At 50.9% G+C, this 15,353-nt stretch carries 17 protein-coding genes; 9 read left to right on the top strand and 8 right to left on the bottom strand.

Annotation, left to right across the window (positions count from 1 at the left end; all coding sequences use genetic code 11):
• Positions 1 to 327 precede the first annotated feature (327 nt).
• The gene (locus P2G88_RS03365) at positions 328 to 1,935 is read right to left on the bottom strand and encodes an ABC-F family ATPase (protein ID WP_275794255.1); all 1,608 of its coding nucleotides are present in this window, start codon (positions 1,933 to 1,935) and stop codon (positions 328 to 330) included.
• A gap of 108 nt (positions 1,936 to 2,043) precedes the next feature.
• Positions 2,044 to 3,060, bottom strand: coding sequence for an NAD-dependent epimerase/dehydratase family protein (locus tag P2G88_RS03360; RefSeq protein ID WP_275794254.1), 1,017 nt, complete (start codon positions 3,058 to 3,060; stop codon positions 2,044 to 2,046).
• Positions 3,061 to 3,166: 106 nt separating this feature from the next.
• Between P2G88_RS03360 and P2G88_RS03355 the strand changes: the two genes are divergently transcribed.
• The 8 genes from P2G88_RS03355 (at position 3,167) to P2G88_RS03320 (ending at position 10,113) form a co-directional block, all read left to right on the top strand.
• Positions 3,167 to 3,910 carry a glycosyltransferase family 2 protein gene (locus P2G88_RS03355; protein WP_275794253.1) on the top strand — a complete coding sequence of 248 codons (744 nt, stop codon included), beginning with the start codon at positions 3,167 to 3,169 and terminating at the stop codon, positions 3,908 to 3,910.
• On the top strand, positions 3,903 to 4,619 hold the full coding sequence (locus tag P2G88_RS03350) for a VTT domain-containing protein (RefSeq protein WP_275794252.1): 717 nt from the start codon (positions 3,903 to 3,905) through the stop codon (positions 4,617 to 4,619). Before P2G88_RS03355 ends, P2G88_RS03350 begins: the two co-directional genes overlap by 8 nt.
• Positions 4,609 to 6,279: a glycosyltransferase family 39 protein gene (locus tag P2G88_RS03345; RefSeq protein WP_275794251.1), complete on the top strand. Its 1,671-nt coding sequence runs from the start codon at positions 4,609 to 4,611 to the stop codon at positions 6,277 to 6,279. The genes P2G88_RS03350 and P2G88_RS03345 overlap by 11 nt, the downstream gene beginning before the upstream one ends.
• An 82-nt stretch (positions 6,280 to 6,361) precedes the next feature.
• Entirely contained in the window at positions 6,362 to 6,859 is a 498-nt protein-coding gene (locus tag P2G88_RS03340) for a TlpA disulfide reductase family protein (protein ID WP_275794250.1), read from the top strand.
• Positions 6,860 to 6,861: 2 nt separating this feature from the next.
• On the top strand, positions 6,862 to 7,080 hold the full coding sequence (locus tag P2G88_RS03335; protein ID WP_275794249.1) for a DUF4266 domain-containing protein: 219 nt from the start codon (positions 6,862 to 6,864) through the stop codon (positions 7,078 to 7,080).
• Complete coding sequence (locus P2G88_RS03330; RefSeq protein WP_275794248.1) at positions 7,071 to 8,372, top strand: DUF3570 domain-containing protein; 1,302 nt, start codon at positions 7,071 to 7,073, stop codon at positions 8,370 to 8,372. Before P2G88_RS03335 ends, P2G88_RS03330 begins: the two co-directional genes overlap by 10 nt.
• Positions 8,373 to 8,380: 8 nt before the next feature.
• Entirely contained in the window at positions 8,381 to 9,277 is an 897-nt protein-coding gene (locus P2G88_RS03325) for an FAD:protein FMN transferase (RefSeq protein WP_275794247.1), read from the top strand.
• Between the two features lie 299 nt (positions 9,278 to 9,576).
• A complete protein-coding gene (locus tag P2G88_RS03320) occupies positions 9,577 to 10,113 on the top strand; it encodes a cytochrome b (RefSeq protein ID WP_275794246.1) in 537 nt (178 codons plus the stop codon).
• Between the two features lie 156 nt (positions 10,114 to 10,269).
• Here the strand turns inward: P2G88_RS03320 and P2G88_RS03315 are convergent, their stop codons facing one another.
• Positions 10,270 to 10,947, bottom strand: coding sequence for a tRNA (adenine(22)-N(1))-methyltransferase TrmK (locus tag P2G88_RS03315; protein WP_275794245.1), 678 nt, complete (start codon positions 10,945 to 10,947; stop codon positions 10,270 to 10,272).
• Positions 10,948 to 11,149: 202 nt separating this feature from the next.
• On the opposite strand from P2G88_RS03315, the gene P2G88_RS03310 reads away from it, so the two are divergent.
• Complete coding sequence (locus P2G88_RS03310) at positions 11,150 to 11,545, top strand: hypothetical protein (RefSeq protein WP_275794244.1); 396 nt, start codon at positions 11,150 to 11,152, stop codon at positions 11,543 to 11,545.
• A gap of 8 nt (positions 11,546 to 11,553) precedes the next feature.
• Here the strand turns inward: P2G88_RS03310 and P2G88_RS03305 are convergent, their stop codons facing one another.
• The 5 genes from P2G88_RS03305 to P2G88_RS03285 are packed head-to-tail and all read right to left on the bottom strand — an operon-like array spanning position 11,554 to position 15,342.
• Complete coding sequence (locus P2G88_RS03305; protein WP_275794263.1) at positions 11,554 to 12,228, bottom strand: hypothetical protein; 675 nt, start codon at positions 12,226 to 12,228, stop codon at positions 11,554 to 11,556.
• A 22-nt stretch (positions 12,229 to 12,250) separates the two neighbouring features.
• Positions 12,251 to 13,021, bottom strand: a complete 771-nt coding sequence (locus P2G88_RS03300; RefSeq protein ID WP_275794243.1) for a hypothetical protein — start codon at positions 13,019 to 13,021, stop codon at positions 12,251 to 12,253.
• Positions 13,011 to 13,361, bottom strand: a complete 351-nt coding sequence (locus P2G88_RS03295) for a cupredoxin domain-containing protein (protein ID WP_275794242.1) — start codon at positions 13,359 to 13,361, stop codon at positions 13,011 to 13,013. The genes P2G88_RS03300 and P2G88_RS03295 overlap by 11 nt, the downstream gene beginning before the upstream one ends.
• Entirely contained in the window at positions 13,354 to 14,673 is a 1,320-nt protein-coding gene (locus tag P2G88_RS03290) for an ATP-binding protein (protein WP_275794241.1), read from the bottom strand. The genes P2G88_RS03295 and P2G88_RS03290 overlap by 8 nt, the downstream gene beginning before the upstream one ends.
• Positions 14,674 to 14,682: 9 nt before the next feature.
• Positions 14,683 to 15,342 carry a response regulator transcription factor gene (locus P2G88_RS03285; RefSeq protein ID WP_275794240.1) on the bottom strand — a complete coding sequence of 220 codons (660 nt, stop codon included), beginning with the start codon at positions 15,340 to 15,342 and terminating at the stop codon, positions 14,683 to 14,685.
• Positions 15,343 to 15,353 lie beyond the last annotated feature (11 nt).

Genomic DNA, 15,353 nt, shown 5'->3' with positions numbered 1-15,353 from the left:
TCGCTACCGTGGACTGGATAAGGTCAATATGCAGTGTCTGCTGGCGGCCGCTTGCCAAAATATGAAGAAAATGGCCCTGGCCAGGGCGAGTTAAGGATACCGCCCCTAAATCACACCTAAAAAATCCTGCTACAAGTCTTGAATCCTTCCCTCCGCCTTCCCTCAATCACGCTTAAGAAAAAATCAGCCGATCCCATCAATAGGTAAGGAGCCACGGAAAACTCACTGGATGGCCCTAAAAAACAAAACCCCACCAAAATGGTGGGGTTTATCATCAATCTGAAAGGGCGATAATTCGCCCTTTTCGTTTTATGTGGCCCTTCGCATTTACGCGCTCTTACCAACAGCCTTCTCTGTCTGACTGGCCAGATATTCCTCGTAGGTACCTTTGAAGTCCACAATACCATCCGGAGTAATATCGAGGATACGGGTGGCCAGAGAGGACACAAACTGACGATCGTGAGAGACGAAAATCAGCGTGCCTTCATAGTGCTCCAGGGCCAAGTTGACCGACTCAATGGATTCCATATCCAGGTGGTTGGTGGGTTCGTCCATAATCAGAATATTGGGGCGCTGGTTAATCAGTTTACCAAACAGCATACGGCCTTTTTCGCCACCGGACAGTGCCTTCACCGACTTTTTGATATCGTCCTGGGAGAACAGCATACGGCCCAAAATAGCGCGAATCGCTTGCTCGTCGTCATTGGCGTTACGCCATTGATACATCCAGTCATAGAGGCTTAAGTCTTCAGCGAAGTCCTCGGCATGATCCTGGGCGTAGTAACCAATCTTGGCATTTTCTGACCATTTCACCGTGCCGGATTTAGGCGCCAGCTTACCCACCAGGGTTTTCAGCAGCGTGGTTTTACCCACACCGTTGGCGCCAAGCACCGCCACTTTTTCCCCCACTTCCAAAAGCAAATTGAAGTCTTTAAACAGCAACTTGTCATAGCCGTTGGACAGATTTTCCAGCTCTAAGGCCGAACGATAGAGCTTTTTCTCCTGGGTGAAGCGGATAAAGGGGCTCACACGGCTGGAGGCCTTCACTTCGGCAAGCTCAATTTTTTCAATCTGCTTGGCTCGGGAAGTTGCCTGCTTAGCTTTGGAGGCGTTGGCAGAGAAGCGGCTAACGAAGGTTTGCAGCTCAGCAATCTTCTCTTTCTTCTTGGCGTTGTCAGCCAACAGTTGCTCACGGGCCATGGTAGCCGCGGTCATATATTCGTCGTAGTTGCCGGGATAAAGACGCAATTCGCCGTAATCCAGATCCGCCATATGGGTGCAGACCTTGTTCAGGAAATGACGATCGTGGGAGATGATTATCATGGTGGCCTGGCTTTGCGCCAGGGTTTCGGCCAGCCACTGGATACTGTTCATATCCAGGTTGTTGGTCGGTTCGTCCAGCAGCATGATATCAGGGTCGGCAAACAACACTTGCGCCAGCAACACGCGCAATTTCCAGCCGGGGGCGACGGCACTCATGGGGCCATAGTGCTGCTCGATAGGAATATCCAACGCCAGTAACAGGTCGCCGGCGCGACTTTCAGCAGTGTAACCGTCCATCTCGGCAAACAGGGTTTCGAGCTCCGCCACCTTCATGCCGTCTTCTTCACTCATTTCCGGCAACGAATAGATGCGATCACGCTCGCGTTTCACTTCCCACAGTTCTTTGTGGCCCATGATCACAGTATCGATCACCGGATATTCTTCATAGGCAAACTGATCCTGGCCCAGCACGCCAACACGCGTATTCACATCCAGCATCACATTACCGCCTGAAGGCTCCTGCTTACCGGAAAGAATTTTCATGAAGGTGGACTTGCCGCAGCCGTTGGCGCCAATCAGGCCATAGCGGTTACCTGAGCCAAACTTGACCGAAATGTTTTCAAAAAGCGGCTTGGCGCCGAATTGCATGGTGATATTGGCTGTTGCGATCAAGATAACACTCTCAAAATAAAATGCGCCGCCAGGGCGACAAAAAACGGCGGCGCATTCTATCTGAGTTTGCTCAGTTTGTAAGCTATTAAAACAATGAAAGTGGCAGATTTATGCCCGGCTGGCCTCTGCCGGTGCTGCAGCCCGGCGTTTGTCCCGGTGCAGCTGATGATATTGCACAAACCAGTCGACAAAATGCCCTATTCCCTCTTCTATTTGCACCCTGGGTTTAACGCCCGTAGCCTTTTCCAGGGCATCGATATCGGCATAGGTGGCAAGCACATCACCGGGCTGCATCGCTAGCCACTCAATCTGTGCGTTTTTACCGGCGGCCTTTTCAATACAACGGATAAAGTCCATCAGTGGTACCGGTCTGTTGTTACCGATATTGTAAAGGGTATAAGGAGTAGGATTGGCACGGGGTGGACGCTTAGCCACCTCAACGATACCCCGGACAATATCGTCGATATAGGTAAAGTCGCGAAGCATCTGGCCCTGGTTATACACCTGGATGGGGCGGCCTGTTAAGATGGCCTCAGTAAACTTCCAGGGGGCCATATCCGGGCGTCCCCAAGGGCCGTAAACGGTGAAAAAGCGCAGCCCGGTCATGGCCATGCCAAACAGGTGACTGTAACTGTGGGCCAGCACCTCATTGGATTTTTTGGTGGCGGCGTAAAGGGAAAAGGGGTGATCGGTATTCATGGCTTCATGAAAAGGCATTTGCTCCTGATCTCCATACACCGAGCTGGAGGAGGCATAGACCAAATGACCGATGCTGTGATGGCGGCAGGCCTCAAGAATATGCATAAAACCCAAAAGATTGGATTGCACATAATCCATGGGATGAGAGATAGAATGTCTGACCCCCGCTTGGGCTGCGAGGTGGATAACCTGATCGAATTGCTCTTGTGTAAACAGGGAAAAAAGTCGCTCTTGCTCCACCAAATCCATCTGCACAAAACGAAAACCATCCCAGACATCAAGCTCGTTCAAACGGTCCTGCTTTAACTTGGGGCTGTAATAGTCATTAAGGCTATCCAAACCGACAACCTGATGTCCCTCTTCACACAGGGCCTTGGTCACATGGCTACCGATAAAACCTGCAACACCTGTCACCAGTATCTTCATAAATCATTGCTTAGCCGCTACTTTTTGAAGAGTTTCGCAGTGCAGTCTTAAGCATTGCTTAAGTTGGTATGGTTATCTTTGACTCAAATAAAATTGAGTGTTCTGTATGACCACAACTACTCCAAAGATTAGCGTTGTCATTCCCGTCAAAAACGAAGAAGACAATATCCTGCCCCTGTTAAAGGAAATTCATGGGACCCTTACCGGTCAGGATTATGAAGTAATCTATGTGGATGACGGCAGCACTGACAATAGCCTGTCTGTTTTAAAACGCGAACAGCAACAAGGCGACAAGCGTCTGCGCATCCTGACCCATGCCAACAGTTGCGGACAAAGCACAGCAGTATATTTAGGCGTTCAAGCCGCCAAAGGCGAACTGATTGCCACCCTGGACGGTGATGGTCAGAACGATCCAGCCGATATTCCGGCCATGCTTGAGATGGCGCTGCAGTACCCAAAAGGTGCCCACTTTTGCATTGCAGGCTACCGTAAACGCCGTCATGACAGCGCCTGGAAATTGATGCAAAGCCGAATCGCCAACGGCATTCGCAGCCGTGTGTTGGGTGATGACACACCTGACACCGGCTGTGGCCTTAAGGTATTCCCAAGGCAGACCTTTCTGGCGTTGCCTTATTTTGACCACATGCACCGCTTTTTGCCGGCACTGGTCAAGCGCTGTGGAGGACAAATCCGCGTCAGCGAAGTAAATCACCGTGCACGCCATGCCGGTATATCCAAATACAATATGCTTAACCGTGCCTGGGTTGGCCTGGTGGATATGTTCGGCGTGATGTGGCTGCAACGTAGAAACCGATTACCTGTGCAATCGCAGGAATGCCTGTGTGACTAGTCTGGTGGCCCTCAGTCTTAAGCAATTACCAGTTAAAGGTCTCCTGTGGCTGGTCGCTCTGCTGGCGCTTGGCTGGTATGTGGGAAAATCTGAGTTGTTGGGAAACTGGCAACCAGAAGCGCTGGTACCCTATCTGGGCGACAATCCCTGGCAAAATGCTTTGGTTTTCCTGGGGATCTTCAGCGCCCTGTGCGCAGTGGGCCTGCCCCGGCAAATCCCGGCCTTTCTAGGCGGCTTTCATTTCGGTTTATGGCAAGGCGTAGTGCTCTCCACTTTGGCAGTAACCATTGCAGCCTGGATAACCCTGATGGTGGCGCGCTTTTTAGGCAGGCAATGGTTTAAGGACCATCTCCAGCGTCGCCAAAGTCGCCTGCGCTCATTCTTAAGTCACAATACCTTTCGGGCGACCCTGGCGGTGCGCCTTTTTCCCATCGGCCATAATTTGGGCGTCAATATTCTGGCCGGTATCGCCGGTTTGCCCAAGCGCAAATTCCTGATGGGCTCTTTTGTCGGCTACTTACCACAGATGGTGGTATTTGCCCTGGCTGGCACCGGGTTGCAGTTGGACACCAGCTGGCAAATCGTCCTGGGTATGCTGCTGATGCTGGTTTCCAGTAGTTTGGGCTGGGCCCTTTATCGTCGCAGCCAAGCCAAGATGGAAAGAGCAGCAAGTGCACAAAGTGCTGTGGAAAAAAGTCATGCTCAGTAATCAAAAAGCAACCTGGTATCTGGCCCTGGCGGCATTGGTGATCATTCTTGCCGGTATTGGTCTGCGCCAACCCTGGCCGGCCGATGAACCACGCTTTGCCCAAGTGGCCGTGGAGATGGTGGAATCGGGGCAGTGGTTTTTCCCCTCTCGCGGTGGTGAATTATACCCCGACAAACCCCCTGTATTTATGTGGGCGATTGCTGCATTTTACGCTTTGTTAGGCTCGATCAAATGGGCCTTTTTATTGCCTTCTGCACTCAGTGGCTTACTGACCCTGTTTTTGGTTTATGACCTGGGCAAACGACTGTGGGACAAGCCGACCGGCTTGATAGCGTCGACCGCTTTACTGATTTCCCTGCAGTTTACTCTGCAAGCCAAAACGGCACAGATCGACGCGATGCTCTGTGTCTGGGTGACCTTGGGGTGCTACGGGCTATTGCGTCAACTGCTGTTAAGAGACGGTTGGCATTGGTATTTTATTGGTTGTGCGGCCATGGGCGTGGGAATGCTCACCAAAGGCGTGGGATTTCTCCCCCTGCTGATGCTGCTACCCTACTTCCTACTCCGCTGGTTTACGCCTCAAACAGATGAGCTCAAAGGGGCTTGGCGCTTTGCCATGGGACCACTATTGATGTGTCTGGTGGTGGGCTTTTGGCTGGTACCTATGTTGCTGTTGGTCAGTAACAGTGGCGATCCTGCCTACGCGCTGTATCGTGACAATATTCTGTTTAAGCAGACCGTCAAGCGCTATGCCGAGTCATGGCACCATATTAAGCCTTTTTGGTACTACCTGGTCTCGGTGATCCCGGTCTTCTGGTTGCCACTTAGCCTGCTACTGCCCTGGCTTGTCCCAAAGTGGTGGCATGCCATCAAACAGCAGGACAGGCGCATTATTTTGCCACTGTCCTTTGTGGTGCTGGTGATCCTGTTTTTCAGTATCAGTCCCGGTAAACGCGGGGTCTATATGTTGCCGGCCCTGCCCATGCTGGCGCTGGTTAGTGCTCCGTACATAAAAGACATATTGACCAAAGCCTGGCCCAATCGCCTTATTTTTGCTGTGGTTGGCCTGCTTACCCTGCTTACCGGCGCCCTCGCCCTGATGGGCCTGACCGGTTCGGAAAAGGCCCTGAGGCTTACCGAAGACTATCCGGTTAAACCATGGTTGTTTTTACTCTGTCTTGCTCTTGCCGGTGTTGTCAGCCTGTGGCTTAGCCGTCGTCGACTGTACACCAGTTGGCTGTACTTCATCCCTGCCTTGTGGTTGCTTTACAGCACCTGGGGATATTCATTATTAGGTCCGGCCAGAACCCCTGAACATGTCTTCGCCAGCATGCAGGAAATACTGCCAGCGCAAACACCGGTGGCCTTAGTCAGCATGAAAGAGCAGTTTCTGTTGTTCTCCCCCTATCCTATGACCCATTTTGGCTATCATACTGCTATTGAAGATCAACAAGCCTGGGCCTGGGCCTGGCTTGAAGAAAATCCAGAGGGCCGGGTTTTGGTGTCACGACAAGAGGGGCTGAACTGCTTCGATTTGGACAAGGCCATTGATCTTGGTTTTGCCCATCGCGAAGACTGGTTGTTGCTGGCTAATGACGCCAGACATGCAGCGTGTGAACAACCTTCTGCCGCCAAGCTATATCAAGCCAAAACAAAATAGCTAATACCAAGTCGCCAAGTTAAGAACGCCTTAAGTTTCCAAAGATAAGCTCATCACAAGCTTAGAAATGTAGGAAGGCTTAATGCGTAGTTTAATCTTGGCTTTTTCCCTGATAGGTACTTTGGCGCAAGCAGTTCCTGCGCCTGATTTCTCCCTTGCTGAAAATCCATTGGGCAGCAGGCTTTCAGATCTTAAGGGCAAAGTGGTTTATCTGGATTTTTGGGCCTCCTGGTGCAAACCCTGTCGGCATTCCTTTCCTTTTATGAATGACCTGCAAGCACGCTATGGGGACGAGGGCCTGGTGGTACTGGCGATCAATCTGGATGCCGAGCCAGAATTAGCAAAAGCCTTCCTGTCCGAAAACCCAGCCCGGTTTGCCGTGCAATACGATCCCAACGGACAAGTTGCCCAGCAGTATCAGCTTATCGGCATGCCAAGCAGTTACCTGATTGATGCCAACGGCGAAATCCGTTTTGCCCATAAAGGCTTTTTCACCGACAAAGCCCGGGCCTATGAACAAGAAATCCAAACCCTGCTCTCGGAAGTTAATGCCGAAGTGCCAACGAACGTGGGGAACTAACCATGCGCATTAAAAAATTATTTCTGGTGGGCTTAGCCCTGCAACTCTCGGCCTGCGCCTCATTAGGCGTGCAGCCTTGGGAGCGGGATTTGCTGGCTAAAGAAGAAATGTCATTGTCTGCCGATGCCGTCGATGCCGGACTAGATGACCATATTTATTTCAGTAAAGAAGGTACCAGCGGTGGCCGGGCCTTTGCCGGAGGAGGCTGCGGATGCAACTAAGTCGTAAAAAGAATATTGCCGGCGCACTGGCAGCCGCCACCTGCAGTCTGTTGGGGCAACCTGCCATGGCGCAGGAAGCACAAGGCTCCAGCGAAACGCCCTGGCAATTTGATACCGCCCTGCTCTACTACGGTGAGACAGATCGGGTAACCGCCGTTGAAGGCGTGGTGGGTGTCAGCAAAGATTTCGGCGATGAGCATATTTTCTCCGGAAAACTGGTATTGGACGGCCTGACCGGCGCTTCCGCTACTGGTGCCGTGCCGCAACCTTATGCGCAAACCTTTACTCGCCCCTCCGGTAATGGTGAATATCAGATTGGGGCCGGTGAGACGCCATTGGATGACACCTTCAGAGACACCCGTGTGCAGATTAACGGTCAATGGACACAGCCAATTTGGAATGACTATCGCATCAGCACTGGTGGTCAGCTATCCAAGGAATATGACTATTTGTCGGTGTCGGTTAACGGCTCCTTGGCGCGCGACTTCAACCAACGCAATACCACGGTATCTGCGGGTTTGTCTTACGCTTTTGACAGCATTGACCCCGAAGGCGGCCGCCCGGTTGGTTTTAGCAGCATGCCACTGCGTGGCAACTATGCCAGTGATGACAGTTTCCGCCAGGCCTTTGACGCTACACGTCAGGATGGCAGTGACAGCAAAAATACCTTGGATCTGATGCTTGGCCTGACGCAAGTCATCAACCGGCGCACCATTATGCAGTTCAATTATGGTTTGTCCCTGGTTGACGGCTATATGACCGATCCTTTTAAGATGTTATCGGTGGTAGATGATGGTGGCATCACTTCGGATCTGCTGTACGAACAGCGTCCAGATAGTCGCGTGAAGCATAATTTCTACTGGCAGACAAAATACGCCATGGATAACGGCGTTGCCGATGTGTCTTACCGCTTTTCGACCGATGATTGGGATATTCATTCCCATACATTGGATTCCAAACTGCGTTTCGATTTATCCGATAACACCTATATCCAGCCGCACTTTCGCTACTATCAGCAAAGCGCCGCCGAATTTTACCGGCCTTATCTGATGCAAGGTGATGCCTTACCGGACTTCGCCAGTGCCGACTACCGTATCGGTGAGATGACAGCCTATACCTTAGGTTTGAAATACGGCATATTGCTGAAAGAAGGCCGCGAGTTGGCATTCAGGCTCGAGTACTACCAGCAAGATCCCAAGAATGCCGGATTCGAGGCGCCGGGTGTACTGCAGGATCTGGACTTATACCCCAGCGTTAAGGCGGTGATTGCCCAGGTCAGTTATCGGTTCTAAGGAGATTGATGCAGGATTTATCCTCCAGCCTGGCATGGCGCGGCGACCACTTTTGTGGTCGCTTTCGCGCCATGGCCAGCCCCTGCGAACTGTTGATCGACTGCCAGGATGAAATACTGGCCCGCCGTATTCTGGATAGCGCCATCAGTGAAACCCGGCGCATCGAGCAAAAATACAGCCGCTACCTGCCCGATAATATGATGGCGCAGATCAATAATGGCCAGGGCCAACCCGTTGCCATTGATGATGAAACCTATCGATTACTGCAATTTGCCAACACCTGTTATGAGCTTAGCGATGGTTTGTTCGATATCACCTCCGGTGTGCTAAGACGCGCATGGAAGTTTGATGGCTCAGACCGCTTGTCCAGCGCAGAAAAAGTTCAAGCTCTGCTGCCACTGATTGGCTGGCACAAGGTTAACCTTGATGAGAAGACACTCTCCATGCCCCCAGGGTTTGAACTGGATTTTGGCGGCATCGGCAAAGAGTATGCGGTAGATGCGGTGGCTAAACTTGCCATGCAAATCGCTCCAAAGCATTCAGTATTGGTCAATTTTGGCGGTGATATTCAAGTTACCCAGCCAAGGGCGGCACAACAGCCCTGGCAAATCGGTATCGAAGATCCCAATCGCGATGACCACGCCCTTAAGCTGATTCAAATTCGCCACGGCGGTCTTGCCACCAGCGGCGATGCCAGGCGTTTTTTGCTTAAAAACGGTATCCGCTACGGTCATATCCTCAACCCCAAAACCGGTTACCCTATTGTTGGCGCCCCGCGCAGCGTAACTGTCGCCGCAGAGCATTGTATTCAGGCTGGTATGTTGGCCACTCTGGCCTTGCTGCAGGGACCTGATGCCAAGGACTTTCTGGAGGCTCAGGGAGTGTGTTACTGGATTTGTGAATAGTCGCTTTTAACCACGGACAAACTGAGGGCATGAGGCTTCAAAGACTCAACTCTGAGAAATGTCATGGCCATGCTCATGGCAGACAACCTGAGCTTCAGAGTAAAGAAGGCGTGCTTTGCAATTTGCCAATTTCAAGACCTGTCCCTGAAAAAGCGTAAGCATATAAATGCAAGTAATTCATACCGTATTTCCGTCATGTTAGTAGCGGGAACCTGCTATAAAGCAATTCAGTGCAGCTGACCTAAAATCATCACCAAAGACTTGTAACTTATACGAAAACAATAAAACGGAGCAATCCTATGCAACAGACCTACAGATACCACAGTGCCAGTATTGTTCTGCATTGGCTGATGCTGATTCTGCTGGTAGCGGTTTACGCTTGTATCGAGTTACGTGAGTTTTTTGAGCGCGGCTCTGAAACCAGAGAATTGTTCAAGCACTGGCATTTTATGCTGGGCTTGTCGGTGGGTTTATTGGTCATTGCGCGACTCTATTTTCGGCTTCGTTTCCCCACTCCGCCCATTATCCCCACACCACCTGCATGGCAAAGCAAACTGGCCAAGCTGGTGCATGGCCTGCTGTACCTGTTAATGATTGGCATGCCGATTGGCGGATGGCTTATCTTAAGCGGCGAGGCCAAGCCCATCCCCTTCTTTGGGTTGGAACTGCCTGCCCTGATGGGCCCCGATAAAGATCTGGCGCACAAAATCGAAGAGATCCATGAAACCGTGGGTAAAATAGGCTACTTCCTGATTGCCCTGCATACCGTGGCAGCGCTGTTTCATCATTATGTGGTGAAGGACGATACGATGCTGCGGATGAAGATTGGAAAATGAATAAGGTGTAAAAACCACAGGGTCACAAAGAGCACAGAGAAGTTCACATATTGTTAAATATCCCTAAGAGTCCCTCTTATTGGTCAAGATTGTGAAGTCGAAAGAAAGGAACAAGCAGTTAAAATCTCTGTGCTCTGCGTGTCTATATGGTAAAAATCAGCCATTATCCAAACAAACTGCCGAGTAAGCGGCAATTTCTTCCCGCACATCAACCTTGCCCCCTTTTTCAATGCGTTGGTAATGGGCCAGGGTCTTGTGCAAATAACGCTGAGCCCTCAGCGCTTCTTCCTCGCTGTTTGCCTGCCAAAGCTTATCCCCCACAGGATGTACATTGGCCAGAGCTTCTCCATATACCGACAAATGCAGTATTTCATAAAAGCGCTGATTATCTTCCACCAGCACTTCGTCAATCAGACCCAACTCCAGTTCGATGAGTCGTTGGCGCAAGGCATATTGGTGATACACAGGGCAAAGCAAAAACTCCAGTTCGGCGGCCCGGTGGTTCTTCACTAAGGCGCTGACAAAGTCCATCATCAGATCGCCGCCAACGCCGGCAATAATAATCAGTTGTTTCCCCTGATACTTTTCAAGTGGCAGTAAGGACACATCCAAACAATGGGTTTGCCAGGCCCCATGAGGGTAAAAGCGCAGCAGCTTAGCGTTAACCTCATCAATCAGCTTTTCAACGATATCGACAAAATGCACCGTTTTGCCTACCTTGCGGGACAACAGCGAAGCACCTAGCAAACCGTGATCACAACAACAGTCCCAAATATGATCGAAGGGACCTGTCACCATTTTTTCAAGCTGCGTTAATCTTTGGCCAAGTTTCAATCGTAAAAGCTAATGTAAAGGTTTAATTAGAGCGTATTGTAGAGTGTCACCTTGTGCGGCGATATCAGTTTTAAGATTTGCTGCGATGTGATTGGTTCAGGTATTTCACTGCCAGCAAAGGTGCAATATTCACCACTTTTGCAATGCTTTCGCTACAGTTACTGTTGTACGTGATATGGATTAATCGCTTATAGGAGTTGTTATGGTGGAGTTTGAACCACATGGTGAATTCAGTCTTTCCACTTCAGGACGGGTGTTGACCATACGCGCCACCGGCGCCTTTAATGCAGAAGCCTGCAAAAAGTTTTTTCACGATTCGGTAAAAATAGCTGAAACCGGCTTTTATGATGAGCCATGGGGCTGTGTGATGGTTTTTAAAGATTGGTTTCCCACCCATGACTCCATCGACATCTTAAAGGAAGTGAATGAGAACGCGCTTCGCAATAGACGGGCAGCCATCGCCATCGTTGTCGGAGAAGCCCTGCCCAAACAAATATTAAAAATAATCTTGGGCCATGAAACCCATATATTTACTGATGAAAACGAAGCAAATCAGTGGGTTAACAATAAGTTAATCGCTTTGATACGCGCTGGGTAACCCCAACGCTAAAATTCATACTCCAATACAAAGCGCAAGGTATGATCTTTAGTCACGCCGCTAAGTTCAGAGATAAAGCCCAGTTCCCACTTTAATTGCTTTTGCGCTTCGAAGCGTTGAATGCCCATCAGGGCCGGGCCAATACCGACAAAATCTTCACCCACAAACAGCTCCAGCGAGGGTTGTACTTGTGGTTTCCAGCGAAAGCGGTATTGCATCCGAAACTCACCTTCCCACTCATCCTGGATATCATTGCCCCATTCATAAATAGAAAACCAGTTAAGGGTCAGGCTGTTACGACCAAATTCCTTCTCCATCAACAGGCCGGCGCTGGCCTCCCAGGCATCCAGGCCGTGGCGCTTTTCCAGCTCAAAGACCATCCCCCAATCAGCCCAGTAGCGGCCTTGTTCGGTTATCATCCAACGGCTTTCCAGCTCATAAGCTTCAATACCGAAGTTGTCGTCCCGATCTCGCTCTCCGAGCAAATAGAACTCCACCGTCACAGTCTCAGACAGGGACTGACCATAGCCAATACGCTGAGCCAGGATATTTTTTTCTTCTGTCTGTCGCGACATAAAGCGCCATTCAACCCGGTGCTCATTGGGTAGCACGATAGGATGATAAACCTTATCCACCACCGTGCCATCGGCTCTGATGCTGAGTGAGGCAGCCATCAGCAGCATGGCGAAAGCAAAACGCCACATATCAGTTCCTCCCTTTACCAAGCTTTAGTTGTCTGCTCAGGCCAAGCCCTAACAGCGGCAGACCAACCGCTAAAAAATACACCAGCAATTGCAGTGGACCAGGCGCCTCTTCATAGCCCATCAATGAATTGAGCAAATGCCCTACCTCCGACTCATCGCTGATCCAGGCACTGCTGTCCCAAAGAGATGGGAAGCTGGGTAACAAATCGACCTGAGAGAGTAAGGTAAATGCCTGTGTCAGCTGTCCTGCGGCATACAGCAATACCAAGCAAATAAAGGCTCGGCGAGCACCATTTAAAAGCAGATGATAGGCAGCTAAATAGAGCAGTACCGCCAGACTAAAACACAGCGCCAGCCCCATTACGGTGCCTAAGATTAGCGCCAGAGGTGTCTCTTCAAAGGCCCAATATCCCCAGAGATAAACCAGCAAATTGGCGCCGTTTAACATCACCGTGATGGCAAAAGCCGCCAGCGCGAACGCTGGATGAGAATGCTGAGCGCGACAGAAATCCACTACTATCAGTATCAAGAACAGGTAAGCCAGGCTCTGAGAGCAGAACAGTATCAGTTCCAGTCCAGCCCCTTCCTGCCACTGACTGATAACGTTCACCAGCGCGGTTAATATCAGTGCACCGCTCAACCCCAGCACAGTCCCCCAACCTAACCAGTGATGATTGGCCTTAGTGTGATTACTCCAGGCAAGGAGAAAACTTGCCAGCACAAAGACCGGTAAGGCATCACGTAAAAACAGAATAATGGAGTTAATCAGCATCCTTAACCTCCACCGCAATCACTTCACCTCGTGCCGTATGGGGATTAAATTCGCCGAAAAACTCGTAAGTGCCAGGCTTCAGCGGGCCGATGTAGATGGTGGCTTTACGCTGCGGGAAGACTACTTTTTCCCGGTTAAGGTCAAAACTGTCAAACTCTTCGGGGGTGTCGTCCTGATTATGGATAATCAGCCGCACCTTTTGACCACTGGGCACCTCGACCTTGGCGGGATAAAACAGATGATCTTTGAGCACCAGCTCAAAGGCCGGGACTTCTGCCCAAATCGGTGCAGCAAACAACCACAGGCCGAAGGCAGGGAAATGGCGCATCAGTCTATCCATGGATCTTTCCTTTTAAGGGAAAGGTGATATTGACCGCCAACCCGCCGAGAGAAGCGGAACGGCCCAATGTAATCGCGGCCCCATACAGCTCGACAATGTGTTTAACGATGGCCAGCCCCAATCCACATCCACTGACGCCAGATTGATGGCGATCGGCCCCCACCCGGTAGAAACGTTCAAATACGCGTTCGTATTCCGACTCCGGCAAGCCAGGTCCTGAATCCGCGACAGCCAGCACAATATTGTCATTGCCTTTGCTGACCTGCACATCAATGCTGCTGCCCTCAGGGCTGTACTTACTGGCATTGGAGATCAAATTTTGTAGTAGCACGGTCAGGGAAAACTCGTCTCCCAACAAAATAGCCGATGTACCATCCAGTCCAATTTGCTGCCTTTTGTCGGCAATTTGTGGATAGAGACTGGCGATAGTGGCCTGACAGACTTTGTATAAATCCACCGGTTTGGATTGCCTCTGAAAATGTTCAGGGTTTGTGCGATTTAAAAGCAGAATCTGATCCACCACGTGGCTCATGCGCTCAACACCCTCTTTCAAAAGCTGCATGTTAGCCGAATCCTCACCCACTTCCAGAGCAAGATTGTGGGTATTGATTTTAAGTACGCTCAGCGGGGTGCGAAGTTCGTGAGCCGCATCAGAGGCAAAGCGTCGCTCACGGGCCATGGCGCCCTCCAATCGTGCCAACAAGCGATTGATAGTGTCTACCACTGGATTCAGTTCGGCCGGGGTGCGCTCCAAGGTAATAGGGTACATATCATCGGCTTTTTTGCGTTTAAGAGCGTCGGAGAGATCGACCAAAGGATGCAGGCCTTGTTTCACTGCCAGTGATATCAGTAGCGCCAGTAGCGGCAGGCTCAGTACCAATGGCTGCATGGCCACAACGATCAATTCCTCGGCCAGTTCAAAGCGCAGACTCAGGGGTTGTGCCACCAACAGTAAACGGCCCTCAGCGGCATAAGATCGGGCCAATGTGCGCCATCGCAAGCCATTGAAGTTTTCCTCACCGTAGCCATTTACCATAGAACTCATGGGGAGGACTGGAGCATTGGCTGAGCGCAGCAGCAAGCGATCATTTTGCCAAATCTGCACAGCGAGATCGCCGCCCAGACTGACCTCAGAGGAGGGATGATTGGCGTACATGGCATTGAGGCTGTCTGCCAGGGAGGAAAGCTGCACATCAAATAAACGGGTCGCCTTATCCATACTGCTGCGATAGCCCTGAATGGCGGCGACGAAAATCACCAGAGTGATCACCGACAACAGCAGCAGTACCAGATAGCGACGGATAGAGCTCATGGCGAGGGCTTAGCCTTTAGCAATGGTATACCCCACCCCACGGATAGTTTGGATAAACCCCTCTGGTAACTTTTTACGCAGGTGATGAATATGCACTTCCACCGCGTTGCTGGCTACCTCCTCTCCCCACTCATAAAGTTTGGTCTCCAGCTGTTCACGGGATTGCACGCGCCCGGCATTTTCCATCAGGATCTTCACCAGCATATATTCTTTGCGCGCCAGGGAGAGGTTTTCACCATTGACACTTAAGCTATGCGCTGCGGTATCCAAGCTAACTGGCCCGATATTGATACAGGCCGATTGCGCCGTCCCTAAGCGACGTTCAATGACCCGCAGTCTGGCTAGCAGCTCTTCCATGTCGAACGGCTTGGCCAGATAGTCATCGGCGCCTAAGTCCAGACCATGAATCTTATCGCTGATGCTGTCACGGGCCGTCAACACCAGAATGGGAGTGCGATTTTTCTCGCTGCGCAATTTTCTGAGCAGTTCTGTGCCGTCCATGTCCGGTAGACCCAGATCCAAAATCGCCGCATCTACCATGCCTACCTTTAAGGACAGCAGTGCTTCTTTGGCAGTGCCTACGTGATCTACCGCATAGCCTTGCGCTCGCAAGGCTCGTTGCAGCGCCACGGCCAGCTGCCTGTCATCCTCTATCAGCAGTAACCTCATTGTTATTTTTG

The sequence above is a fragment of the Aliiglaciecola sp. CAU 1673 genome (genome assembly GCF_029223185.1).
Taxonomy (GTDB): Bacteria; Pseudomonadota; Gammaproteobacteria; order Enterobacterales; family Alteromonadaceae; genus Bowmanella.
The sequence above is the reverse complement of the archived record's forward strand: the minus strand, read 5'-3'. Positions and strand labels throughout refer to the sequence as shown.